Origin of the sequence: Rhizobium sp. BK379 (genome assembly GCF_014193955.1) — a bacterium.
In the GTDB taxonomy this organism is placed as follows: domain Bacteria; phylum Pseudomonadota; class Alphaproteobacteria; order Rhizobiales; family Rhizobiaceae; genus Rhizobium.
This window is the reverse complement of sequence record NZ_JACIAD010000001.1, coordinates 735983-760265: the sequence shown is the minus strand read 5'-3', so window position 1 is coordinate 760265 and position 24283 is coordinate 735983. Positions and strand designations below refer to the sequence as shown.

The window sequence follows — 24283 nt, the reverse complement described above, 5'->3', positions numbered from 1 at the left end:
TGTTTCCTTCGGGGCTTAAACGCCTGATCGTGTCAGGCGTTTATAGGCGGCAAAAGAAACGTCTTTATTACCGGCCGGGCCGGCCGGTCTTGTTCTTCGTGCGGCCCTTGCGCTTTTGGTCGACCGGGTCCTCGTAGCTCCCGACACCCGTCTTGCCGCGCACCAGCGGGCGGGTGCCGTCGTCGCGTTCCGGCTGGCCTTCGAGCAACGGCGAAAACCGGTTCGTGCCCTTGGCTGCGTCCGGCTTCTCCGGCACATGCCCGGTCACCGGCTTTTCCGTCCTGCCCACAGTCATCTCGTCCAGCGTGTTGCGGCGGAAGAGGGTCTGGCCGTCGGCGGGGACCGGGCGGGCGTTGCGGCCGCCCATTTCGTCCAGTTCGGGTTTGGCGAAGTAGGAGGGGGAGGTGGGTGTGGCCCCCTCATCCGCCCTGCCGGGCACCTTCCCCGCGCTGGGGGGAAGGGATTCCCGGGTCGCCTTGGCGTTTCGCCTGATGCCTTCCATCGCCTTGGCTTCCTCTCTTGCCAGCGGGTCGTCCATGGCGGCGAGTTCGACGGCCTTGAGGCGTTTGATTTCGTCGCGCAGCCGGGCGGCCTTTTCGAAGTCGAGGTCGGCGGCGGCGTCGCGCATGGACTTTTCCAGCGCGTTGAGATGGGCCTGCAGGTTGTTGCCCACGAGGTTGCCGCCGTCGGCAAAACCCTTGCCGGAGGCGCCGGATATATCGGCGCGGACGTGGTCGCGTTCGTAGACGGAGTCGAGGATATCGGAGATCTTGGCCTTGACGCTTTCGGGCGTGATGCCGTGCTCTTCGTTATAGGCCACCTGCTTTTCGCGGCGGCGGGCCGTCTCGTCCATGGCGCGCTGCATGGAGCCGGTAATGTTGTCGGCATAGAGGATGACCTTGCCGTCGACGTTACGCGCCGCGCGGCCGATCGTCTGGATCAGCGAGGTTTCGGAGCGCAGGAAGCCTTCCTTGTCGGCATCGAGAATGGCGACGAAGCCGCATTCGGGAATATCCAGGCCCTCGCGCAGGAGGTTGATGCCGACGAGCACGTCGAATGCGCCGAGGCGCAGGTCGCGGATGATCTCGATACGCTCCAGCGTGTCGATGTCGGAGTGCATGTAGCGCACGCGCACGCCCTGTTCATGCAGGTATTCGGTCAGGTCCTCGGCCATGCGCTTGGTCAGCACGGTGCAGAGGGTGCGATAGCCCTTGGCGGCCGTCTCGCGGATTTCGCCGAGCACGTCGTCCACCTGGCTGCGGGCGGAGCGCACCTCGACGGGCGGATCGATGAGGCCGGTCGGGCGGATGACCTGTTCGGCGAAGACGCCGCCGGCCTGTTCCATTTCCCAGCCGCCGGGGGTTGCCGACACGGCGACCGTATCCGGGCGCATGGCGTCCCATTCCTCGAAGCGCAGCGGGCGGTTATCCATGCAGGAGGGCAGGCGGAAGCCATATTCGGCCAGCGTCGCCTTGCGCCTGAAGTCGCCCCGGTACATGCCGCCGATCTGCGGAATGGTGACATGGCTTTCGTCGATGAAGACGATGGCATTGTCTGGCACGTATTCGAACAGCGTCGGTGGCGGGTCGCCGGGGTCGCGGCCGGTGAGGTAACGCGAATAGTTCTCGATGCCCTGGCAGGAGCCGGTGGCTTCCAGCATCTCGATATCGTAGCGGGTGCGCTGCTCCAGGCGCTGCGCCTCCAGCAGGCGGCCGGCCTTTTCCAGCTCCACGAGGCGGCCCTTCAGCTCTTCCTTGATGGATTTGATCGCGGCATTCAGCGTCGGGCGCGGCGTCACATAGTGCGAATTGGCGTAGATCTTCACCGATTTCAGGTCGCCGGTCTTCTGGCCGGTCAACGGGTCGAACTCGGTGATGGCGTCGATCTCGTCTCCGAACATGCTGATGCGCCAGGCCGCGTCTTCCAGGTGGGCCGGGAAGATCTCGATCGTGTCGCCGCGCACGCGGAAGGAGCCGCGCTGGAAATCCATGTCGCGGCGCTTGTATTGCTGGGCCACGAGATCGGCCAGCAGCTGGCGCTGGTCCAGCCTGTCGCCGACATTCATCTGGAAGGTCATGGCCGTATAGGTTTCGACCGAGCCGATACCGTAGATGCAGGAGACGGAGGCGACGATGATGCAATCGTCGCGTTCGAGCAGAGAGCGCGTCGCCGAGTGGCGCATGCGGTCGATCTGCTCGTTGATGGAGCTTTCCTTCTCGATATAGGTGTCGGAGCGCGGCACATAGGCCTCCGGCTGGTAATAATCGTAGTAGGAAACGAAATATTCCACCGCATTGTCGGGGAAGAAATTCTTGAATTCGGAATAGAGCTGGGCGGCCAGCGTCTTGTTCGGCGCCAGGATCAGCGCCGGGCGCTGCGTTTCCTCGATCACCTTGGCCATGGTGAAGGTCTTGCCGGAGCCGGTGACGCCGAGCAGAACCTGGCTGCGTTCGCCCGTTTCCAGCCCGCCCACAAGATCGCGGATCGCCGTCGGCTGGTCGCCGGCGGGGCTGTATTCCGAGGCCATGCGGATGCTGATGCCGCCTTCGGATTTATCCGGCCGGGCAGGGCGGTGCGGCGTCCAGATCTTGCCGTTCTTGTGCAGCGGGTTGCCGCTTTCGATCAGCTTGGAGAGCGCCTCGACGGTCGCGGTGACGCCGCCATTGGCGAGACTGCCAGCATCTTCCAGCGAGATATCGAGACCGGCGACCGGGTTCAGGCCGGCCGCGGCGCGGGTCTTCGGGTCGCTCGAACCGCCGATGGAAACGCCGCGCGCCGTCTTGCTGACGGTGGCCTTCTTGTTGACGCTGACGGCCTCCGTATGCTTGCGCGCCTCGTTCTCCACCTTCTTGCGGTGCTTGCCCGCCTTGGAGGCGATTTCGCGCTGGCTTTCGACGCCTGCCTGCTCGGCATCGGCTTCGAGCTGCTTCACCCAGTCGGCGACACTGCCGCTGAGCGGGGCGCCTTCAAAGGACGATTGGGGAGCTTCCTCGAAACCATTCGAGGCGGGGGATTTCTTCGGAGATTTTGCCATGCGCGGAATATGGCTGCTGTCATGCGGAAATGGAAGGGGTTGAGAGTACAAAAGGGAAACGAATGAATCGTTCGGGATTTTGGAATAGTGGGGTGGCGTCTCTTAACGGCGCCGACCTCGTTTTGGGCAGGGGCGCTAACCCAAGCTCCCTCATTCCTGTGCTTGTCACAGGAATCCAGCCACCGCGTGTCCACGCGGTGAATAACTCACCATCGCACCGCGGGAAAAAGACGCATTTCACAAAAGTGCCCTGCGCGTGCTAGCAGGAACGAAACACCAGCCGCGACTGCGAGGCGCGATGTCTGACAAGATCATGGACCGCATCGATCTTCCCGACGGCGAGGGAAGCATTCTGCTTTACGACTACATGCTTGAGGAGGTGAAGGACGGCAGGAATCTCATAAGGGTCGATGCGAGCGGGCGTATCGTCTGGAAGGCCATCCTCCCGCCCGTCTCCGCCTTGGATTGCTTCGTCGCCGTGGACCTGCGAGGCGGAAAACTCACAGCCAATACACATAGTTGCTACCTTGTCGCCGTCGATATCGAGAATGGTCACTCGACGGTGCTCACCTTTACGGAGTGAGAATAGGCAGAAGCAACCGACTTGATTTTATATCTTTAAATATATATTTTGAGGCAATAGATGACATATAGGGTGCAATTCCATCCCGATTTTATTCCTGAATGGAAAGAGCTCGAAATGGGATTGAAAGAACTGGTCGGTGAAGTGCTTGACCATCTGGAAGATGACGGCCCGTTTCTGGGGCGTCCGGAGGTTGATACGCTCTCGGGTTCCGCTCATGCGAATATGAAAGAGATCAGGGTCAGGTTTGCAAGACAGGTATGGCGATTTGCTTTCGCCTTCGACCCCACGCAGAGCGCCATTGTCCTTTGTGGCGGCGACAAGCAGGGCATGAGCGAGGCACTGTTTTACAAGCAGCTGATCAACAAGGCCGATATGCGTTTTGCATCCTGGCTGAAGGGAAAGAACAATGACTGACTGGAAGACTTTACGCGAGGAACTTCCCGAGGATGTTCGCGTCCGGCTCGATGTGAAACGTCAGGAGCGTCGTCTAGGCAGGGCGCTGGCGGAAGTGCGCAAGGCGATGCAGGCAACACAGCAGGAGGTTGCCGCTCGCGCCGGAATGACGCAGAATACCGTCTCGAAGATCGAGAGCGCTGACGATGTCCTTCTGTCCTCGATCGTGCGGTATATGCATTCTATCGGGGGCGGCGTCGAGCTTGTCCTGAAAACGCCTGATGGCAAGGCCAGGCGTGTTGATTTCGATCCCGAGATTTATGTGAAGCAGACGGCGTAGCACGCCTATCCACTCTCATTCCTGTGCTTGTGACAGGCATGCACAGGAATGAGGAGAGAGCCGGAACCGCTCCACCCATCACGCCGAGCGCTGATCCGCCGGCCCCTCGGCCCGCGCCAGGTTCAGCGCACTGTTTATCAACCCGATATGGCTGAACGCCTGCGGAAAATTCCCCAGCATGCGCTTTGACCCCGGATCATATTCCTCGGCCAACAGCCCGACATCGTTGCAAATCGCCAGCAGCCGCTCGAACAGCTGCAGCGCATCCTCCTGCCGGCCGATCATGTAGTAGGCGTCGACGAGCCAGAAGCTGCAGGCGAGGAAGGCGCCTTCGCCGGGTGGAAGGCCGTCATCCACTTCCTGCGTCTCGTAGCGCAGGAGCAGGCCGTCGCGCAGCAGCTTGCGCTCCACCGCCTCGACGGTCGCCACATAGCGCGGATCGTCTGGCGCGATGAAGCCGACCATGCCGAGATGCAGCAGGCTCGCATCCATCGCGCTCGAGCCGTAGGCCTGGGTGAAGCAGCCGAGTTCGGCGTTGAAGGCCTTTTCGCAGACCTCGGCATGGACGCGGTCGGCGAGCGCGCGCCAGCGGGCGGCTTCTTCCGGCTCGCCGTCCGCCTCGGCGATCTGGACGGCGCGGTCGAAGGCCACCCAGGCCATGACCTTGGAATAGGTGAAATGCTGGCGCTCGCCGCGCACCTCCCAGATGCCTTCGTCGGGCTGCACCCAGACCTTTTCCAGGAAGGGCAGGATGGCGATGGCCAGTTCGCGGCCGCGGTGATGCGGCGGCAGGCCGCCCTTGCGGGCCTGCAGCAAGGCATCTGCCACCTCGCCATAGACATCGAGCTGCACCTGCTCGGCGGCGGCATTGCCGATGCGCACCGGCGCGGAGCCTTCGTAGCCCTTCAGCCAGGGCACCTGCCATTCCAGCAGGTTGCGCTCGCCGGCGACGCCATACATGATCTGCATCTGTGCCGGCGCACCGGCAACGGCGCGCAGCAGCCAGCTGCGCCAGGCGCTCGCCTCCTCGTAATAGCCGAGCTTCATCAGGGCGAGCAGGGTCAGCGTCGCGTCGCGCAGCCAGCAATAGCGGTAATCCCAGTTGCGCGGGCCGCCGATCTTTTCCGGCAGGGAGGTCGTGGCCGCCGCGACGATGCCGCCCGTCGGCATGTAGGTGAGCGCCTTCAGCGTGATGAGCGAGCGCTTCACCTGTTCCGTCCACTTGCCTACCTTGGGGCATTTCGCGGCAAAGGACTGCCAGAATTCCTCGGTGTCCGGCAGCGCATATTCCACCTGCCGCTGCGCAGGCTGCGGCAGGTGCGAGGGGGACCAGGTGAGGGTGAATATCTGCTGTTCGCCGGTTGCGACCTCAAAAGAGCCGACCGTGCTCAGCCCGCGACCTTCCAGCGGCACGGCGCAATTCAGCGTCAGCCTGTCCGGGCCGGCAATGGCGGTGATGCCGCCATCCTCGCCATGCGTGACCCAGGGAACGGTGCGGCCGTAATCGAAGCGAAGGTTGAGCTCCATATCGAAGGCGACGGTGCCGCTCTTGCCCTCGACAATGCGCATCAGGTCGCTGGTGCCATCGCGCAACGGCATGAAGTCGGTGACGACAGCGGTGCCGGTCTCGGTCTGGAATTCGGTTTCGAGAATGAGCGTGTCTTCGCGGTAGCGGCGCGTGGTGCTGTATTTGCAGCCCGAAGGCGCCAGCGACCAGAAACCGTTCTCCTCCGTGCCGAGCAGGGCGGCGAAACAGGCGGGAGAGTCGAAGCGCGGAAAACACAGCCAGTCGATCGAGCCGTTTCTGGAGACGAGTGCTGCGGTCTCGCAATCGCCGATAAGGGCGTAATCCTCGATGAGTGCCGTCACCTTAACCTCCTCAGCATGTCAGCCGGGGTTTAGGTAGGGCTTGTACGCGGAGGTCAACCGTGAGAACGGCGCGTCAGGTGCCTGCCGCTGTCATCTCCACCAGCCTCCGATACCGCGGGTGATCGCGGATCGTGTCGAGGTCCGGATCACTGGTTCACCAGTGGCGGTGCACGGAGGCGATCGGGAGGACCTTTTCCAGGAGGTCGAGCGCCGCTTCCTGGTCTCCCATGTTCAGATAGGCGCAGGCGATATTGTACATGGCGTTGAGATCATCGGGGTCTATGGCGAGCGTGCGGGCCGCCCATTCCCTGGCGCGGTCGCATTCGCCGAGATAGGCCAGCATCAATGCTCCGAGCTGGGCAGGGCTCGAATTCTCGGGATGCTGGCTGAGTTCGCGTTCGGCCCGCTCCAGGCCCAGCCGGCCGGCCCGCTGCATGTCGGCGCGGCGGCCAAGCTTGAGATAGATGCAGGCCAGGAGCGCGGCGGAGCGGTAGTCGTCGAACCGCAATTGGGTGGCGCGTTCGAACAGGGTGGCGGCTCGTTCGAAATCGCCATTTTCGAAGAAGAAGCGCGCGAAGAAATAGTTTGCCTCATGCAGATCGGGATCGAGCGTCAGCGCCAGCTCGAATTCGGCGGCGGCTTCATCGCGCTGGCCGCCATATTGCAGGGCGAGGCCGCGCGAGGCATGGGCGTCGGCGAGATCGGGATCGAGTTCCAACGCCCTGGCGCTCGTCGCGAGGATGCCATCGATCGAGATATCGGCATATTGCCAGGAGTGGAGAACGGAATCGCAGAGCGCGATGCCGGCATAGGCGCGCGCATAATCAGGGTCGATCTCGGCGGCCTTCGAGAACATGCGCCGCGCCAGCAGCATGTAGGATCTCGAGCACATGTGCAGGAATTGCCGGCCCCGGAGGTAATAGGTGTAAGCCTTGACATCCTCCGTCGGCGTGGCGTCGATCGCCGCTTTCTCATTTGGCAGCAGCCTGACCTTCAGCTGCTCGATGATGGCGTGGGCGATCTCGTCCTGTATGGCGAAGATATCGGTCAGTTCGCGGTCGTAGCGCTCCGCCCAGAGATGGCTGCCATCCCTGCCGTCGACGAGCTGCCCGGTGATGCGCACGCGGGCGCCGGCCTTGCGCACACTGCCTTCCAGCAGGAAGCCGACGCCGAGTTCGCGGGCCACCTGCTCGATCTTCACGGCCCGGCCCTTGTAGGTGAAGCTCGTGTTGCGGGCGATGACATGCAGGCCGGAGATTTTCGCGAGGTCGGTGATGATGTCTTCGGTGATGCCGTCGGAGAAATATTCCTGCTCCGGGTCGCCGCTCATGTTGCTGAAGGGCAGGACGGCGATCGAGATTCTTTTCGGCGCTCGCGGCCCGGTGCGGGAAGGCATGCCCTGATCGAACGTCACGCGGTAGCAGGCGATCGGCTCGGCAATGTTCTTGACCCGCTGTTCGCCCATCGGCTCGAAGGCAAAGGCGAGCTTGCCGGAAACCTCACCCGAAACCTTGCCCGAAACACAGATGCCGCCGGGTTCGGCAAGGGCCTGCAGGCGGGCGGCGATGTTGACGCCCTCGCCATAACGATCCTCGCCCTCGACGATGACCTCGCCGAGATTGATGCCAATCCGAATTTCCAGCTGCGTGTTTTCGGAAGCACCGGCATTGCGCCTGGTCATGCCGCGCTGCAGGGCGGAGGCGCATTCCACCGCATCGACGACGCTGCCGAATTCGGCCAGCAATCCATCGCCCATCAGCTTGAAGATGCGGCCATTGTGTTGGCGGATTTCCGGCTCCAGCAGCTCCCTGTGATCCGCCCTCAGCCGCTGGAACGTACCGGCCTCATCCTGCTCCATCAGCGCCGAATAGCCGGCGACATCGGCGGCGAGAATGGCTGCGAGCTTGCGTTCCATGCCGGTCCCCTCGATGAGCATGCTCTCGAGCGGGAGTGTAGCATAGGCGCGAAAGCCAGTCTGCTTCGCTGCAGAGATCGGGGTTGGGCCGGAACATGACGCAGGAGCGGCCGTCGGGTAGGGCTGCCATAGGCAGATACCCTGCGCAATGCGCCGTCTTCCACCTACAGCAACAGCCGCTCCAGGCTGCCCTGGTCCTTCACGCCATGCTGATAGAAATGCAGGATCTGGATCGCCAGTTCCTCGCGTTCGCCGTCCGTGGCGATATGCCGTGCCGCACAGATATGGTCATAGACGCTCTGGCAAAGAGCGACATCTTCTTCCTGCATCGGCGTCTGACTCGCCGACATTTTCTCTCTTATCATCGACATTCCCTCAAACGTCCCCCCGAACGTTCTAGGGCGCAGATTGTGTTCTTCAATAAAAAGTAGATCACGTCCTCGTGCAGCCCCGTCCGCCCTGGGGATTTCTTCAATGCCTGTTCACGATGTTACGCATGTAATAGCAACAGATCCGCGCTTGCGGTAAAGGAAGGAGAAGGGCCGCCCGGTTCAACAGGTTGGGCAACCCTTCTCCACTGGGTTTGCAGCATCCAGCGTGGAACATTGTAGGCCTGAATAATGGAACCGCAATTTCACTTTTTAAATCGCGGCGAAATTATTTCAGCTGTTGCTTAATAAATACCCGGCGGAGCTTTCCGCCGGGTATTTGTTTAATTTTTGCACAGTTAAAACGCAGACTTGGCAGGCTTTTTGACTTGTCAGACCGCCACAGCCATCTGCGCCTCATCCATCTGGGCGAGGCATCTCGCCTGATCGAGTGGCCGGCCGAGTTCCTCGTAACGGGCGGCGGCCTCGGCGAAGGCGGCGACGGCGCGGATTCTGTTGGCCTGGGCCTGGCGCTGGACGCCGCGCGCCTCCCAGAGTGCAGCCGCCCAGGGGCCGCCCTGCCACATGCCGGCAATGCGTTCGGCCTCGTTCAGGCGGCGATCGACCTGGTCGAGATTGCCGGCCTGGGCGAGCGCGATCGCGGATGCCGTGCGCAGGCCCATGGAGCAGAGCTGGCAGGCGCCGGGGGTCAGCAGCCGGTCGCCGGTGAGGATGGCTTCGGCGAGCTTCTCCTTGCTGGTGGCGGAGCGCACGGCGAGCGCCTGTAGGCGCAAGAGCAGGTGACCTGACAGCCAGGAGGCCTGCGCATCGGCAAATGCCTTCTGGATGAAGCGGGCAGCGCGCCATTTCTGGCCGCGGGCAAGCGCGATCTCGGCCAGCCGCTCCAGCACCAGCACCCGGCCGGATATGGCATTGGCTTCAACATGCAGGCGCTCGGCCTCAACAAGCAGGCGTTCGGCCTCATCGAGATTGCCGGCGCAGCGGGCAATTTCGCCGAGGATGAGGCAGGCGAGGCCACGGCCGGCCACGGATTTCGCCTCGTCGGCGACACCGAGCAGCTCCTCGGCGCTCTCGTGAATGAGGCCGTGGCCGCGGGCGTCACACAGGCAGAATTCCGCGAGGCAGAGATGGCCATCGAAGACCGCGGGCACGAAGGCGCTGCGCTTCCTTACCCATTCGGTGAATTCGCTGCGGAAAAGCTCTCGCCACTGGCCCTGCATATGGGCCGTGAGCCCGAGGATGGCGCCGGCTTCGCCGACCTCGCGGCCGAGGCCGGCATCCAGCGCCTCGGCGCGGGTCTGGCGGGCGAGATCGGCAGCCTTTGCGAACTCGCCGCTCTGCAGATGCACGAGCGCCCAGGCAAGGGCGGCGCGGATCCGCTCCACCGGGGCTGCCGGCTGCGCGCCCGATAGAGCCAGCGCCCGCTCGTAAAGCTCGATTGCCGGCCGGCTGGGGCCGACGCCGAGCTCGGCGTGCAGCTTTTCGCGCAGCTGGTCGAACTGGCGGATCGCCTCCGTGCGGTTGCCGGCATCGAGCGCTGCCTGCATGAGGGCGCATTGCGCCTCCTCGTCGGTCGGGTCGAGCGCGATCAGCCGGCGCCACAGCTTGCCAGCGCGCAGTGTCTCCACATAGAGCTGCTGCAGGCGCTGGCGGGGTGCGTCCAGCCATTCGAGGAAGCGGTCGTCCGGCAGCAGCGCGCCGCCATAGAGATCGGCCGCGGCCTCGCATTCGGCCGCATCCCTGCTGCGCAGCGCAGCCTTTGCGGCGGTCTCGAACCTGATGACATCGGTCTCGATTTCCACGTCGGGCGAGAAGGCGACGATTTCCCTTGCTATGCCGATCGCGTCCGGCGCGCCCAGCGCCTTGCGGGCGAAATGCAGCGCCTTGCGCAGGTTGGCGCCGGCGGCTTCCGCATCCAGATCCGGCCAGAAGGCTTCCATCGCCTGTTCGCGGTGGATGCGATGTTCGGGCGAGAGCGCCAGCAGCTTGATGATGGCGGCGGCGCGGTCCCGCTTCCAGGCGGCGGCCGGGATTTCGGCACCATCGACGCGGACCGCAAAGCGGCCGAGCAGCTCCAGAGAAATTTTCACATTATGCCCCTGTCAGATCAGGCCCGATCGCGGCCCGGAATGTCTCGAAAATGCCATGTCGAAAAAATGCCCGTGCCGAGGTTTCCGCCCGCCGCAGCGAAAGCTGGCTCGGGGAACGCTGGAGGAACGGGCGCAAGCGTAATGTCGCCATCGTACATCCGGCGCTGGCGATGGCAACACACCCAGAGCAGCGCAAAGAGGATCAGCCCAGATTTCGCGACCCCGGCCAAGGCGGCCGGCGAACCAAGAGGACCAAGACCATGTCACTGCGCATCAACGACATCGCCCCCGATTTCACCGCCGAGACCACCGACGGCATGATCAGCTTCCACGAATGGCTGGGCAAGGACTGGGGCATCCTGTTTTCCCACCCGAAGGATTTTACGCCCGTCTGCACCACGGAGCTCGGCTATATGGCGCGGCTGAAGCCGGAATTCGACAAGCGCGGCGTCAAGATCATCGGCCTCTCGGTCGATCCGGTCGACAGGCATTCCGGCTGGGCGATGGATATTGCCGAGACGCAGGGGATGGCGCCGAACTTCCCGATGATCGGCGATCCCACGCTTACCGTCTCCAAGCTCTACGACATGCTGCCGGCCGCTTCCGGCGAGACATCCGAGGGACGCACGGCCGCCGACAACCAGACGGTGCGCAATGTCTATGTCATCGGCCCGGACAAGAAGATCAAGCTCGTCATCTCCTACCCGATGACGACGGGGCGCAATTTCGACGAGATCCTGCGCGTGATCGACAGCCTGCAACTGACAGCCAAGCATCGCCTGGCAACGCCCGTGAACTGGAAGCCGGGCGACGAGGTGATCATCGCGGGCTCGGTTTCCAACGATGAGGCAAAGCAGCTCTATCCGCAGGGCTGGAAGGAGCCGAAGCCCTATATCCGCATCGTGCCGCAGCCGATCCTGACCTGAAAGCTGCTGCCTCCCGTTAGGGAATGAATAGCCTGCCCTTAGGGAAGGTCATCCGAAGAGGCGAGGGCGGGAGTGTGCATCCGTCCTCGTCCCATATTCCGCTTTTTTCCATGCGAGCGTATCATCGGCCACGGCATCGGCCCGAAATTCGGATTCGATTTTCGGAAAGCCTGATGCGGAGATCGAAAAGACAGAGCGTCCCTTATGCGTCCGAACGGCCGCACGGCGCCCTGGAGCCGGTATCCGTTCGCTTGGCGAGATCGAGATGAGCACATCACGGAGACGACCATGATTTTCCGACAGCTTTTCGACAGTGTTTCCGGCACCTATACCTATCTCATCGCCTCCAGGCGCGGCGGCGAGGCGCTGATTATCGACCCCGTTCTGGAAAAGGTGGATCGCTACATGCAGCTCGTGCGCGAGCTGGACCTGAAGCTGGTCAAGGCGGTCGACACACACCTCCATGCCGACCACATTACCGGCCTCGGCGCGCTGCGCGACCAGACCCATTGCATCACCGTGATGGGCGAGCAGACCAAGGCCGATGTCGTTGCCATGCGCGTTGCCGAAGGCGACCGGGTGACGATCGAGGGCATGAGCCTCGACGTGCTCTATACGCCCGGCCATACGGACGATTCCTATTCCTACCTGATGGGCGACCGCATCTTCACCGGCGACACCCTGCTCATCCGCGGCACCGGCCGCACCGATTTCCAGAACGGCGATCCGCGCGCCCAATATGACTCGATCTTCAACAAGCTCCTGCGCCTGCCGGACGAAACGCTGCTCTTCCCCGCCCACGACTACAAGGGCGACACGGTCTCGACCATCGGCGAGGAAAAACGCTTCAACCCGCGCCTGCAGGTCAAATCGATCGACGAATATGTCGACCTCATGAACAACCTGCACCTGCCCAACCCCAAGATGATGGACGTCGCCGTGCCAGCCAACATCCACATCGGCCTCCACCAGGACGAGATCGCGCGCAAGGGCTGGGCGGTGAGTGCGCGGGATGCGCTGGGGCTGCGCGGGCGAAGCGATGTGGTCATCGTGGATTTGCGCGAGAGGAGCGAACGGGAGCGGCATGGGGTGATCCCGGGCGCCCTGCATGCGCCCTATGCGGATCTGCAGGAGAACCTGTCAGCGGGCGGCATGCTGCATGAACTGGCGGCGGCGACGGGGAAGAGGGTGGTGTTTTACTGTGCGTTCGGAGAGCGGTCGGCGATGGCCGTGCAGGCGGCGCAGGATTCAGGGATGGGGACGGCGTGTCATATTGAGGGGGGGATTGATGCTTGGAAGAAGGCTGGTGGGGTGGTGGGGGAGTGAAGGTCAAATGAACAGTAAAGGCGCGAGAAAATTCTTGAGCGTTAAGCTGATTTTTAGCAGAATTCTTGTGCGTTCAGTTTGGGTTGGCTTAACGAAAAGGCGTTTTCTTGCTACTTAAAGCAGCATGATCGATAGCTTTTATCTGCCTCGCAAGCTTTTTGATGACCAGAAGATATATAGCGAAATAGCGCTTCTGAGCGCTTCAAAATATATCGTCGTATTAGCAGAGCCCGGCGGTGGGAAGACTGAACTGCTAAAGAGTCTTTCTCGTCAATTGAGCGTGCCCGTAGTAACAGCGAACGTGTTCGCACGGATTGGTGCGCCTGAAATTAGCTCGACGCTGATTATCGATGCCTTCGATGAGTTGGCGAAAGTGGACGCCGCGGGAATTCACCTACTTCTTGGGAATGTCAGAAAAGGAGACCCCACTCACCTTATTATATCGAGTCGCTCCAGTGAATGGGATAACGCAGCCACAGCTGCGTTCAAGGCGTTTATGGGGCATGAGCCATTGGTAGTTAGACTTTGTGAGTTTGATGAGGATGAGCAGAGCGCAATATTTGAGCAGCATGCTCCGGGCGAAGATTTTCCGTCATTTCAAAACGAAGTTGCCCGATTTGATTTACAAGCACTGCTTCCAAATCCGCAGTTTTTAAAGTTGTTCGCCGATGCATACCTCGAAAGTGGAAGACGCTTTACGGACAAGCGATCAATTTTTGAACAAGCTGTCGAGCGGTTAGCGAGAGAGGCGAATATAGAAGTTGCAAGAAGCAGGCAGCCGCTGGCCGCAGCTAAAAAAATTGAGATCGCTTCGGAGGTTTTTACAAAACTCCTGCTATCCGGCGCTGAAGGTGTCGCCACCAATGAATTCAGCGAAAACCGCATGTATCCCTTGCTCGCCATGCTTAGCGAGAAGGGGACCGCGGTCGAGGGAATTTTAGCAACGCGGCTTTTTAAACCGGGCGACACAGTGGACCAGCACCGGCCTGTTCACAAGATCGTTTCGGAATATTGCGCAGCGAATTATCTAATAAGAAGGATTGCTGACTCTTCTGATCCTCTCAGCCTCGCTAAATGTCTGTCAGTTATCGCGCCGAACCGAACTGTTAGAGACGAACTCAGGGGCTTGCTTGGATGGATGGCGTCACTTGGCAATAAGTCGATCCAAGAAGCCGCGATTGATCTGGATCCATATGCGGTACTTGCCAACGGCGATCCGTCGCAGCTTGATCCTTCTTCAAAGCGTAGGCTGATAAATCGATTGAGAGCCGTTGAGGAAAAGGACCCTTACTTTCGACGAGGTGACTTTTGGCGCAGATTTAGCGTTGCGGGTTTCTTTACCCAAGAAATCATCGACGAGATCAAACCCCTGTTGGCGCGGGATAATGAAGGGCACCTGCGCCAGTTGATTTTGGAGCTTTTGTGCGGATCGCCTGCCGTTGCAATGTTGCGCGATGAGCTACGGCAGCTCTTACTCGCGCCGGATGAAGAGGAGCATATTCGGGAACTGGCGAGCAGGTGTCTGCTCGGAGCGGACGGCTATGATTGCTATCCTGATTTGGCCGTTTTGGTTTTTCAAGCAAGCCAAGCGTCACTTCATGTTGCGGCCCGTATTATTGAAGCGCTAGGTCCGGGGACATTTAGGACTGCAGATTTCGTGAGTTTTTTCCGCGTATGTGCTCACCTCTATCCCGGTCATCGAGAAAGGCTCGAACGAACTATTGGAGCGCGATATTTTGTGAAGCGGCTCATCGCAAGTTTGGAGCTGGATACCATACAGTGCCTACTCGACAGTTTGTGTAGGAACGTGGCTTGCACCTGTGGCGCCAAACCCTACGAGTGTGATTGTCGCAACGGCATTAGTAAGATCATCGGCTCGATGTTGGATCGCTACTTCGAGATGGCTCCGCCGCCACATGATCCTAAGCGAGTTTGGCAGTGGGTCAGAAATTTGAATTTCCACGAAGGCAGAGGTGCGGATCAAAGCGCCGCGGTGCGTGCGCTCCAGGAAGATGATTTACGCCAAGGTATAATTGCCTATGCGTTCGAGACTCTTAAGGATCAAAATGACATAGTTAGAACAAGAATGCATAATTTTGATATGTATTGCCATTCTGGATTGCGATTTCATCCGCAAGACTATCGGTTCACAGTCGATCTGGCGTTTAGAACAGATAATGTTGACTTATGGACGAGCTTTATTGTTCCGCACCAATTTTATCGAGATAAAGCCGATAGGAGTGCAGATAGCTTGCGGCGGCATATGCGTGCGCAGGCGTCAGAGAAACTCCCGCTCCTAAGAGAGTGGACTAGGTCCAACAGAACAGCGGCGCAATTCGAGCGGGAACATAGACTGCCAAGTTTCAGGCATGCTCGCAAAATGAAACGCCGGCGGAGGCAGGAGGACGACCTTCACGCAGCGAACATCAGATATGTGCAAGATAACCGGGATTTTGTTGAGAGTGGCCGTCATTGGAGTCTCTTAGTTCGGTTCGCTCTGTTGACGCTGATGCATCCGGAGAAAATTGAGCGGGAGTTTGGAGACAAGGCCCTTGTTCGAAATGCTCTGAGAAATTGTCTAAGCTTTATTGACGAACATGTTCCCGATCTGCATCGGCTCGCGGAACTCCAATGCTCCTCGAAGAGCCTGTATTCAGAGATGATACTGTACGCGGCTTGCGTAGAGATCATGCGCGCAGAAGGTACACTCGAAAACGTTGAGGTGCGACTTCTGCAAGTCCTGCGCACGGGCATTCGTATGACTTACGATGCTGTCTCTCAAGGAGAACGCGACGCGCTTCGGACCGAAGTAGATCGTCTCATTTTTCCCGATGCCAGCTGTGTTGAGGTTTTTTTACGACGATACGTTGAGCCACAACTTTTCATTCAGGGGTGTGCCCAATGCGAGGTCAGGCTGTTGCGGGATGAAGAGGTCTTTAGCCCTTGGAGAGCGACGATATCAATTGAATGGCTTGAGCGATCTCGAGGGCTGGATCTTCGTTCATTGAGCAATCTTTTTGATATCGCGGCGCAGTTCGGAAGTCGCGAAAAATTAAACGAAATCATAGCCCTGCGATGCGCTGAATTTCTATTTTTCTGGCCATATCCGACTGACAATGAAGATATCGAGCAAAAGCGATTGTTCTGGTTTATCCGATCCTGGTACTTCTTAGACAATACCTTCGCGTCATGTTGGGATTGGCTTAGAGCCGATAGGGATACGGTGCTGATGCTCTACGAACGTTCGGGGCGTATGAGCCGCGGCGACCATCCGGGGTGGCCAAAGCTAACATCGGTTAAAGTTGAAGCGATCTTGGATGCCTTTGTCGACAAATGGCCCAAGGTTGAATTGCCCGACCATTTTGGCACCGATAGTCCCAAAGCTGAAAACGCATATCGCTTTCTTACCGAAGTGATTTGGTCGATGAGTTCAGACGATCCCGACCGCGCGATCCCCGTACTTGAGAAACTTCTTTACGATCTTCGGTACGTTGATTTTCATCAAGACCTTAAAAGTATTCGAGCTGGGCAACTCCGCAATAGAGCTCTGAGAGACTTTGAAGCTCCCTCGCCATTGCAGGTGGTGCATCTTCTTGACCGCGATGCGGTAGTTACGGTGGAGGGCTTACGAGAACTGGTGATTCAAGAACTGCAGGATTTTCAACGGGCGATAGTTGGAGGCGAGTTTAATTCGGCGAGCCGTTTCTACGAGAAGGGGGAACGGTTAGGCGAGGTGAGATCCACGGAAATCATAGCTGAGCGCTTAAGCCTTCGACTTCAGCCGAAAAGCATTACTGTGACGCCGGAGCATCAGCTTAAATCCGCAAATCGCAGCGATTTTACCGTCACCAAGGTTATTAGCGGGATAAGGCGACTGCTTGTTACCGAGGTCAAGGGACAGTGGCATGAAGATCTGTATACGGCCGCATCGGCTCAGCTTTATGAACGTTATTCAATTCATCCTGACGCCGAACAACAAGGAATATTTCTTGTCATCTGGTTCGGCGCGGACGAGAAGGTCGCGGGCCTAAAAAAACATGGCATCGTGAGTGCCGAAGAACTGAAGCGGAGAATTGAAATGCAAATACCCACGCATCTTTGCGGGGTAATTGATGTATTCGTACTGGATGTTTCACAGGTTTAGAGCTTTCCACGAGCACGACTGTTTCTTCGTCAACCCACACCCCGCACCGCCCAGGCCACGCTCTCGAACCCACGCGGCCCATCCTCGCTTCTCCCATCCAGATAGGCAGCCTTCAGCGCCTCCCGCAGCCGGTCCCGTCTCGCCTCCGGCAATGCCTCGAAAAAGGCCGAAAACCGTCCCTGCCCATAGACTTTCGGCAGGTAGAAATCCTCGAAATTGGCGTAGTTCATCGTGATCGTCAGCCTTGCCTCGGTGACATCGGCAAAGCCGGCTTTCGCAAAGAGCGCCCGCAGCTCGCCCTCCGCCGTCATCGGCCTCGGGCCGGAGGGGATGCCGTTGCCTTCGGCTTCGGGTTCGACGGCGCGGATCGTGTTCCAGAAGAGGCGCCAGCTCGGCATGCCGTCATGGGACCAGACGGCAGCTGCGGCGGTGGCGCCGGGTTTTAGGACGCGGCGCATTTCGGTGATGGCCTTGTCGGCGTCGGAGACGAAATGCAGGACGAGCAGGGAATAGACGGCGTCGAAGCTCTTTTCGTCATAGGGCAGGGCGTAGACGTCGCCCTGGCGGGCCGATATCCTCGGGTCATCCGTGCGGGCGCTGAGGGCTGTGACGAAGTTTTGCTCGAAATCCAGGGCTTCGATGGCGGTCAGTCCGGGATGGGCTGCGAGCGCCAGCGTCAGGCTGCCGGTACCGCAGCCGGCGTCGAGGACGCGGCCGTGCGAGGGCACGCCGGCAAAGGCGAGGAAGGGGTCTGCAAGCTTGCGGCTCCAGCGGCCCATGCTGGCTTCATAGGCGTCGGCGCCCTTGGCGATGAAGGTGGATGGCATGGGGCGCTCCCGGCAATGGTGCTTTTGCGGGGCGGATATAGGGCGGGGTGGATGCTGCGTCTATCGGAGGGCTGGGGTTTGTTCGGTTGTGCCGTGGACAACGCTCTGGCCTCCTGCCATCGACCCATGACGTGGCCTCTGACGGCCTTCACGCCGCCGGTTTTCATGGCGGTTCCTGCGGCAGCTGAGAAGAAACCCCTTGGCGATGTTTCCACACAATATCGACCGCTGGTTTGCCTCTTGATTAATGCTTGCTGATTATGTTCTTATAGTTGAATTATAGGTGACTCATGCAAGCCAGACGGTATCGTGTCATCACGCTGGGCATAGTGCTTGCTGTCGTCGGGGCGGTCGCGCCGCTGGCGGTCATGGCCTATGCCTCATGGCAGATTGCGATCGGCAAGGAACTGTCGGGCCTTCAGCGACAGGCCGAAGACGCTGTCGAGCGGGCAAGTTTCACTTTTTCCGATGCGCGCGCAGCACTTGCCGAAGTGGATGCCGCAAATGTCACTCCCTGCTCGCCGCAGCACATCGCGCTCATGCGCGTGCTGACCATAAATACGGCGTCTGTGGAGGAGATCGGCTATTTCGAAGATGGCAAGCTTAAGTGCACGTCATGGGGCGTCACGGAAGCCGATATCGCGAAACCGCGTGTGGATTACACGACCGCTGACGGCGTGGAGGTATCTCTTCGCATTCTGCCTATTGTAAGCCGAGGGAAACATATGACGGCGCTGCACCTGGGCAATCACAATGTCCTTGTGACGCCTTCAAGGTTTGTCGATGTCGAGCTTGGCCGCGGCATATCACTTGCGCTTTTCAACAAAAGCGGGCTGCTGATCGATGGAAGCAACGATCCGGATATTTCGTTCGCCCGCCAGCATATCGACAACAAGGTCACGGGCATCGACGGCGAGAGGATGTTTGCGTCGGTATCCGGCGGTGGTGTCGTCGCTGTGACTTCGGAGCAGACAAGCATGGTCTACGGCCAGCTTCGCCGGGAGCTGACCTTGTTTCTTCCGGTCGGCCTTTTCATCGCCGCGTTCATCGTGGCTGTGGTCGTGGTGTTTTCCAGGGGAAAGCTGTCGCCGCGGGCCGAATTGGAGTTTGCGATCCACAGACGGCAGTTCATCGTGCATTACCAGCCTATCATCGAGCTGGCGACGGGTGTCTGCGTGGGCGCCGAGGCGCTGGTGCGATGGCGGCAACGGGATGGCAGCATGGTCCGCCCCGATCTCTTCATCCCGCTTGCGGAGGAAACGGGGCTGATTATGCCGATCACTGATCAGGTGGTCGAGGCGGTGGTAAAGGATATGTCAGCGGTTCTCGCCAGCGACAGGGGGCTGCATATCGCGATCAATCTCTGCGCGGCCGATATCAAATCGGGCCGCTTCATCGACATGATCGCCGAAAAGCTTCAGAACACGGATATTCACAACGAGCAGATCTGGCTGGAGGCGACAGAGAGGGGCTTCATGGACGTCGAAGCCGCCCGGACGAATCTGGAGAGGGCACGAAAAGCCGGCCACTCGGTTGCCATCGACGATTTCGGGACGGGCTATTCCAGCCTCCAATATCTCCAGGGGCTGCCTGTGGATGCGCTGAAGATCGACAAATCCTTCATCGACATGATTGGGCGGGGCACAGCGACGAGTTCCGTAACCCTGCATATTATCGAGATGGCACAGGAGCTTGGACTGTTCGCCGTTGCGGAAGGTGTCGAAACGGAAGAGCAGGCCGCCTATCTGCGCGAGCACGGCGTCTCGTTCGGCCAGGGCTGGCTTTTCTCCAAGGCGCTTGCGGCGCAGGACTTCCTGGATTTTCGCAAGACCTCGATCGCCAAATTCGGACCGGCGCCGGCGATCATTCGGCTCGTCAAGTCGGTTTGATCCGGAAAATCGAAATTTCCGACAACCGCTATCGGGCACGTGGCCCGCCCTCCGACCTGCTATTCGTGGGGAGGATTGGGGCGTTCGCGTTCGGCCCCATGTGGCGCATTGCTGTAGATCGGGCTTCGAAACTGCCTCCCAGGCCCTCAAGGGAGCCCGGGAGGCATGACGCACCGGCCGCTGCGGTCAGGGGTGGACGGTCGGGGCGTTTGGCGGGGTTTCCTGTGGTGCGGGCGTTTCCTGCTCAGTGACCGGTCGTTTTGTCCTCATCAGCTTCAGCACGAAGACGAAGAAGGCCGGGACGAAGAAGATGGCCAGCACCGTAGCCGAGATCATGCCGCCCAGCACGCCGGTGCCGATGGCGTTCTGGCTCGCCGCGCTCGGGCCTGTCGCGATTGCCAGCGGCACGACGCCGAGGGTGAAGGCGAGCGAGGTCATGATGATCGGGCGGAAGCGGACGCGGGCGGCTTCTATCGCCGAATCCAGCAGGGATTTGCCTTCGGCGTAATAATCCTTGGCGAATTCCACGATCAGGATGGCGTTCTTGGCGGATAGGCCGATGATCGCGATGAGGCCCACCTTGAAGTAGATGTCGTTGGGCATATCACGCAGCATCACGGCCGCGACCGCGCCGATGACGCCGAGGGGCACGACCAGCATGACCGAGAGCGGGATCGACCAGCTTTCGTAGAGACCTGCCAGAAGCAGGAAGACGAAGAGGATCGACAGGCTGAAGAGGATCGGCGCCTGGCTGCCTGACGTGATTTCTTCCGCCGACTGGCCGGACCATTCGAAGCCGAAGCCTTCGGGAAGCTGGGAAGCCAGACGCTCCATTTCGGCGATTGCCGCACCCGAGGACTGGCCGGGAGCCGGCGCGCCGGAGATGCGCACGGTCGGATAGCCGTTATAGCCGACGATCTGCGGTGCGCCCTTCTGCCATTGGGCAATGGCGAAGGAGGAGAGCGGCACCATGCCGCCGCTCGCGTTGCGCACGTTGATCTTCATCACGTCGTCGATCTGCAGGCGGGCGCGGTCATCCGCCTGCACGATGACGCGCTGCATGCGGCCGGTATTCGGATAGTCGTTGATATAGGACGAGCCGAGATTGGCGGTGATGGCGTTGTTGATATCGGCGAAGGAGATGCCGAAGGTGTTGGCCTTTTCGCGGTCGATCACCATCAGCACCTGGGCGGCATCCGGCATGCCTTCGACGCGCATGCCCGTCAGAACCGGGCTTTTGCCCGCCATCTGCATCAACTGGCCGGCCGCCTCGACAAGGGCGGTCTGGCCCTTGCCGCCGCGGTCCTGCAGGCGGAAGGAGAAGCCGCCAGTGGCGCCGAAGCCTTCGATCGGCGGCGGCGAGAGCGCGAAGGTGGTGGCATCCTTCAGGGCGAAGAGCTGGCCGTTCACGCGGTTGGCGATTTCCTGCACGGTGTTCCCGGGGCCGCGGTCCGCCCAGTCCTTCAGCGTCACGAAGGCAAGCGCGGCATTGGCGCCGTTGCCCGAGAAGGAGAAGCCCTGGATCGCCACGATATTCTCGACGGCGGATTCGGTGCGGAAGATCTTTTCCACCTGCTTAATGGATTCGATCGTGCGGTTGGCGCTCGCTTCCGGCGGGCCCTGGATATCGACGATCATGAAGCCCTGGTCTTCATCCGGGACGAAGGCGGTCGGCAGGTTGATGAAGAGGTAGCCGAGGCCGATGACGAGGGCGAGATAGACGATCATCATGCGCCCGGCGCGGCGCGCCATGCCTGTCACCGTCGTCGAATAGCCCGCGGTGATGCGCTCGAAATTGCGGTTGAACCAGCCGCCGATTCCGCGTTTGCCATGATGGCCCTGCTTGATCGGTTTCAGGAAGGTGGCGCAAAGGGCCGGCGTCAGCGACAGCGCCAGGAAGGCCGAGAACAGGATCGAGACGACCATGGTCAGCGAGAACTGGCGGTAGATGATGCCGGTCGAGCCGGGGAAGAAGGCCATGGGAATGAAGACGCAGGAGAGAACCAGCGTGATGCCGAGAATGGCGCCGGTGATCTGGCCCATCGCCTTCTGGGCGGCCGCCTTGGGTGACAGCCCTTCCTCGGCCATGATGCGCTCGACATTTTCGACGACGACGATCGCGTCATCGACGAGGATGCCGATCGCCAGCACCATGGCGAACATGGTGAGCACGTTGATCGAAAATCCGGTCGCATACATGACCGCGCAGGTGCCGAGCAGCGCCACCGGCACGACGAGGGTCGGGATGACCGTGTAGCGGAAATTCTGCAGGAAGATGAACATGACCACGAAGACGAGGGCGACGGCCTCGATCAGCGTGTGGATGACCTTCTCGATCGAGGCCGAGACGAAGGGGCTGGTATCGTAGGGAACGGAATATTCGATACCCGACGGGAAGAAGCGCGAAAGCTCCTTCATCTTCGCGTTGACGGCGTTGGAGACGGCAACGGCGTTACCGGTCGACGAGAGCTGGATGGCGATCGCCGCACTCGGCTGGCCGTTCAGGCGGCTGGTGAAATTGTAGGATTCGGCACCCTGTTCGACGCGGGCGACATCCTTGAGGCGCACGGTGGAGCCATCGGGATTGGCGCGCAGGATGATCTCGCCGAATTGCTGCGGGGTCTGCAGTTGGCCCTGCACGAGAACGGTTGCGGTCAGGTCCTGGGTGACCGGGTTCGGTGCGGCGCCGATCTGGCCGGCGGCGACCTGGGCGTTCTGGGCGGTGATGGCGTTGTTGATGTCGTCGGTCGTGAGGTTCAGGCCGACCATCTTGTCGGGATCGATCCAGACGCGGAGCGCGCGCTGGGCGGCAAAGAGCTGGGCGCGGCCGACACCATCGATGCGGCGCAGTTCGCCGATGATGTTGCGGGTGATGTAATCGCCGAGCGCCACTTCATCGCGGGTGCCGTCCGTCGAGGTCAGCGCGATGAACATCAGGAAGCCGGAGCTTGCCTCTTCGACGTTGATGCCCTGCGAACGCACGGTCGCGGGCAGGCGGGCTTCGACGCGGCGGATGGCGTTCTGCACATCGACCGAGGCCTGGTCGATATCCGTGCCGGCGCGGAAGGTGGCGTTGATGCTGACCGAGCCGGAATTGTCCGAGGTCGATTCGAAATACATCAGGCCTTCGACGCCGTTCAGCTCATCCTCGATCTGGCGGGTGACGCCCTGATAGATTTCCTGCGGTGAGGCACCTGGATAGGAGGTGGAGATCGAAAGCTGCGGCGGAGCGACCTTCGGATATTGCGAGACCGGCAGGAAGGGGATTGCGATGATGCCGGCAATCGAAATGAACAATGCGAAGACCCAGGCCAGGATCGGCCTGCGGATGAAGAATTGTGCCATGAGCTCTTACTCCGCCGTCTTTGCCGGAGCAGGGGCACTCGCGGAAGCATCCGCTGGTGCGGCGGAAGTGTCCGCCGGGGCGTCCGGCTTCCAGGGTTCGGGCGCGACAGTCGCGCCGGGCTGCACCTTCTGCACGCCATCGGCAATCACGGTTTCGCCGGGCTTCAGGCCTGTCTCGACGACCCATTCGGAGCCGAGAACCTGGCCGAGCGTGACGGGGCGAAGCTCCGCCTTGTTGCCTTCGGCGAGCACATAGACCTGCGCCTGGCCGGCTTCGTTTCGCGTGACAGCCCGCTGCGGCACGGTCAGCGCATCCTGGCGCACGGCCTGTTCGATGCGCACGCGCACATACATGCCGGGCAGGAGATCGCCATGCTTGTTGGGGAATTCGGCGCGCAGCGTCACCTGTCCGGTATTGGGGTCGACATTGGCGCTGGCAAAGAGCAGCCGGCCGGGCTCGGCATAGAGGCTGCCATCGTCGAAGACGAGTTCGACGCGGGCTTCGCCGGGTGCGGTGCTGGCAAGCTTGCCGTCGGCGACCGCGCGCTTGAGGTTCAGGAGATCCTGGGCCGACTGGGTGAAGTCGGCATAGACGGGGTCGACCTGCTGGATGAGCGCCAGATTGGAGGTGCCGTCGGCGGTCACGAGCGCGCCCTCGGTCACCAGCGCACCGCCGATGATGCCTGAAATAGGCGCGCGGACCTCGGTGTAATCGAGATTGATCTTGGCTTCGTCGAGGCCGGCTTCGGCGCTTGCCACATCGGCATCGGCCTGGGCGACGGCGACGGCGGCCGTATCGTAATCGATGCCGGTCGCGATATTGCGCTCCTTCAGGTTCTGCTGGCGCTGCAGCTGCAGGCGGGCATTCTGCTGCGTGGCCTTGGCGCGCTGCAACGTCGCTTCGGCGCTCGCGACGCGGACGCGGAAGATGCGTGGATCGATGCGGTAGAGCACGTCGCCCTGCTTGACCAATGTGCCTTGCTCGAAGACGCGCTCCTGCAGGATGCCGGAGACGCGGGCGCGCACTTCCGAAACACGGGTGGCGGCAATGCGGCCCGGCAGCTCGTTGACCACAGGCACGGCATGGGCCTTCAGCTCGACGACGCCGACGGCGGCCGGCGGCATCTGCATGCCCTCCTGCGCCAGCGTCTCACCAGCGGTGAATGCGAGGAGGGCGGTGGCTGCCATGATCGCCTTGAGGCGCGGCAGT

Annotated in this window: 14 protein-coding genes and 1 pseudogene; 7 read left to right on the top strand and 8 right to left on the bottom strand. The window is 60.8% G+C overall.

Annotated elements, in window-relative coordinates:
• Positions 1 to 67 precede the first annotated feature (67 nt).
• Positions 68 to 3034: an excinuclease ABC subunit UvrB gene (gene uvrB / locus FHT93_RS03865; RefSeq protein WP_183846146.1), complete on the bottom strand. Its 2967-nt coding sequence runs from the start codon at positions 3032 to 3034 to the stop codon at positions 68 to 70.
• A 298-nt stretch (positions 3035 to 3332) separates the two neighbouring features.
• Here uvrB and FHT93_RS03860 point away from each other — a divergent pair, with 298 nt between their 5' ends.
• Genes FHT93_RS03860 through FHT93_RS03850 form a run of 3 tightly spaced genes read left to right on the top strand, consistent with a single transcriptional unit; the run spans position 3333 to position 4353 of the window.
• Positions 3333 to 3617 (top strand): hypothetical protein, encoded by a 285-nt coding sequence (locus tag FHT93_RS03860; RefSeq protein WP_183846145.1) that lies wholly within the window; start codon positions 3333 to 3335, stop codon positions 3615 to 3617.
• Positions 3618 to 3677: 60 nt separating this feature from the next.
• On the top strand, positions 3678 to 4034 hold the full coding sequence (locus tag FHT93_RS03855; RefSeq protein WP_113015961.1) for a type II toxin-antitoxin system RelE/ParE family toxin: 357 nt from the start codon (positions 3678 to 3680) through the stop codon (positions 4032 to 4034).
• Complete coding sequence (locus FHT93_RS03850) at positions 4027 to 4353, top strand: helix-turn-helix domain-containing protein (RefSeq protein WP_113015960.1); 327 nt, start codon at positions 4027 to 4029, stop codon at positions 4351 to 4353. Before FHT93_RS03855 ends, FHT93_RS03850 begins: the two co-directional genes overlap by 8 nt.
• Before the next feature lie 78 nt (positions 4354 to 4431).
• Here the strand turns inward: FHT93_RS03850 and FHT93_RS03845 are convergent, their stop codons facing one another.
• The 4 genes and pseudogenes from FHT93_RS03845 to FHT93_RS03830 form a co-directional block, all read right to left on the bottom strand.
• Positions 4432 to 6222 (bottom strand): glycoside hydrolase family 15 protein, encoded by a 1791-nt coding sequence (locus tag FHT93_RS03845; RefSeq protein ID WP_183846144.1) that lies wholly within the window; start codon positions 6220 to 6222, stop codon positions 4432 to 4434.
• A 73-nt stretch (positions 6223 to 6295) separates the two neighbouring features.
• Positions 6296 to 8137 (bottom strand): annotated as a pseudogene (locus FHT93_RS03840) (tetratricopeptide repeat protein).
• Between the two features lie 164 nt (positions 8138 to 8301).
• The gene (locus tag FHT93_RS03835; protein WP_246715509.1) at positions 8302 to 8487 is read right to left on the bottom strand and encodes a hypothetical protein; all 186 of its coding nucleotides are present in this window, start codon (positions 8485 to 8487) and stop codon (positions 8302 to 8304) included.
• Between the two features lie 410 nt (positions 8488 to 8897).
• Positions 8898 to 10616: a BTAD domain-containing putative transcriptional regulator gene (locus FHT93_RS03830; RefSeq protein WP_183846143.1), complete on the bottom strand. Its 1719-nt coding sequence runs from the start codon at positions 10614 to 10616 to the stop codon at positions 8898 to 8900.
• A 260-nt stretch (positions 10617 to 10876) separates the two neighbouring features.
• Between FHT93_RS03830 and FHT93_RS03825 the strand changes: the two genes are divergently transcribed.
• From FHT93_RS03825 to FHT93_RS03815, 3 genes are all read left to right on the top strand, one after another.
• Positions 10877 to 11542, top strand: coding sequence for a peroxiredoxin (locus tag FHT93_RS03825; protein ID WP_183846142.1), 666 nt, complete (start codon positions 10877 to 10879; stop codon positions 11540 to 11542).
• A gap of 288 nt (positions 11543 to 11830) precedes the next feature.
• Positions 11831 to 12868, top strand: a complete 1038-nt coding sequence (locus FHT93_RS03820) for an MBL fold metallo-hydrolase (protein ID WP_183846141.1) — start codon at positions 11831 to 11833, stop codon at positions 12866 to 12868.
• Positions 12869 to 12992: 124 nt separating this feature from the next.
• Positions 12993 to 17012, top strand: coding sequence for a hypothetical protein (locus tag FHT93_RS03815; protein ID WP_183846140.1), 4020 nt, complete (start codon positions 12993 to 12995; stop codon positions 17010 to 17012).
• Positions 17013 to 17041: 29 nt separating this feature from the next.
• On the opposite strand, the gene FHT93_RS03810 is transcribed toward FHT93_RS03815, so the two are convergent.
• The gene (locus FHT93_RS03810; protein ID WP_183846139.1) at positions 17042 to 17839 is read right to left on the bottom strand and encodes a class I SAM-dependent methyltransferase; all 798 of its coding nucleotides are present in this window, start codon (positions 17837 to 17839) and stop codon (positions 17042 to 17044) included.
• A gap of 290 nt (positions 17840 to 18129) precedes the next feature.
• On the opposite strand from FHT93_RS03810, the gene FHT93_RS03805 reads away from it, so the two are divergent.
• Positions 18130 to 19728, top strand: coding sequence for an EAL domain-containing protein (locus FHT93_RS03805; RefSeq protein ID WP_183846138.1), 1599 nt, complete (start codon positions 18130 to 18132; stop codon positions 19726 to 19728).
• Positions 19729 to 19914: 186 nt separating this feature from the next.
• On the opposite strand, the gene FHT93_RS03800 is transcribed toward FHT93_RS03805, so the two are convergent.
• Both FHT93_RS03800 and FHT93_RS03795 read right to left on the bottom strand, forming a co-directional pair.
• Entirely contained in the window at positions 19915 to 23073 is a 3159-nt protein-coding gene (locus FHT93_RS03800) for an efflux RND transporter permease subunit (protein WP_183846137.1), read from the bottom strand.
• A 6-nt stretch (positions 23074 to 23079) separates the two neighbouring features.
• The gene (locus FHT93_RS03795; RefSeq protein WP_246781574.1) at positions 23080 to 24261 is read right to left on the bottom strand and encodes an efflux RND transporter periplasmic adaptor subunit; all 1182 of its coding nucleotides are present in this window, start codon (positions 24259 to 24261) and stop codon (positions 23080 to 23082) included.
• Positions 24262 to 24283: the final 22 nt, after the last annotated feature.

Bases quoted from the DNA above. Each gene is read 5' to 3' on its own strand.
- uvrB (WP_183846146.1), bottom strand. From the start codon at position 3,034: ATGGCAAAATCTCCGAAGAAATCCCCCGCCTCGAATGGTTTCGAGGAA.
- FHT93_RS03860 (WP_183846145.1), top strand. From the start codon at position 3,333: ATGTCTGACAAGATCATGGACCGCATCGATCTTCCCGACGGCGAGGGA.
- FHT93_RS03855 (WP_113015961.1), top strand. From the start codon at position 3,678: ATGACATATAGGGTGCAATTCCATCCCGATTTTATTCCTGAATGGAAA.
- FHT93_RS03850 (WP_113015960.1), top strand. From the start codon at position 4,027: ATGACTGACTGGAAGACTTTACGCGAGGAACTTCCCGAGGATGTTCGC.
- FHT93_RS03835 (WP_246715509.1), bottom strand. From the start codon at position 8,487: ATGTCGGCGAGTCAGACGCCGATGCAGGAAGAAGATGTCGCTCTTTGC.
- FHT93_RS03825 (WP_183846142.1), top strand. From the start codon at position 10,877: ATGTCACTGCGCATCAACGACATCGCCCCCGATTTCACCGCCGAGACC.
- FHT93_RS03820 (WP_183846141.1), top strand. From the start codon at position 11,831: ATGATTTTCCGACAGCTTTTCGACAGTGTTTCCGGCACCTATACCTAT.
- FHT93_RS03815 (WP_183846140.1), top strand. From the start codon at position 12,993: ATGATCGATAGCTTTTATCTGCCTCGCAAGCTTTTTGATGACCAGAAG.
- FHT93_RS03810 (WP_183846139.1), bottom strand. From the start codon at position 17,839: ATGCCATCCACCTTCATCGCCAAGGGCGCCGACGCCTATGAAGCCAGC.
- FHT93_RS03805 (WP_183846138.1), top strand. From the start codon at position 18,130: ATGCAAGCCAGACGGTATCGTGTCATCACGCTGGGCATAGTGCTTGCT.
- FHT93_RS03800 (WP_183846137.1), bottom strand. From the start codon at position 23,073: ATGGCACAATTCTTCATCCGCAGGCCGATCCTGGCCTGGGTCTTCGCA.
- FHT93_RS03795 (WP_246781574.1), bottom strand. From the start codon at position 24,261: ATGGCAGCCACCGCCCTCCTCGCATTCACCGCTGGTGAGACGCTGGCG.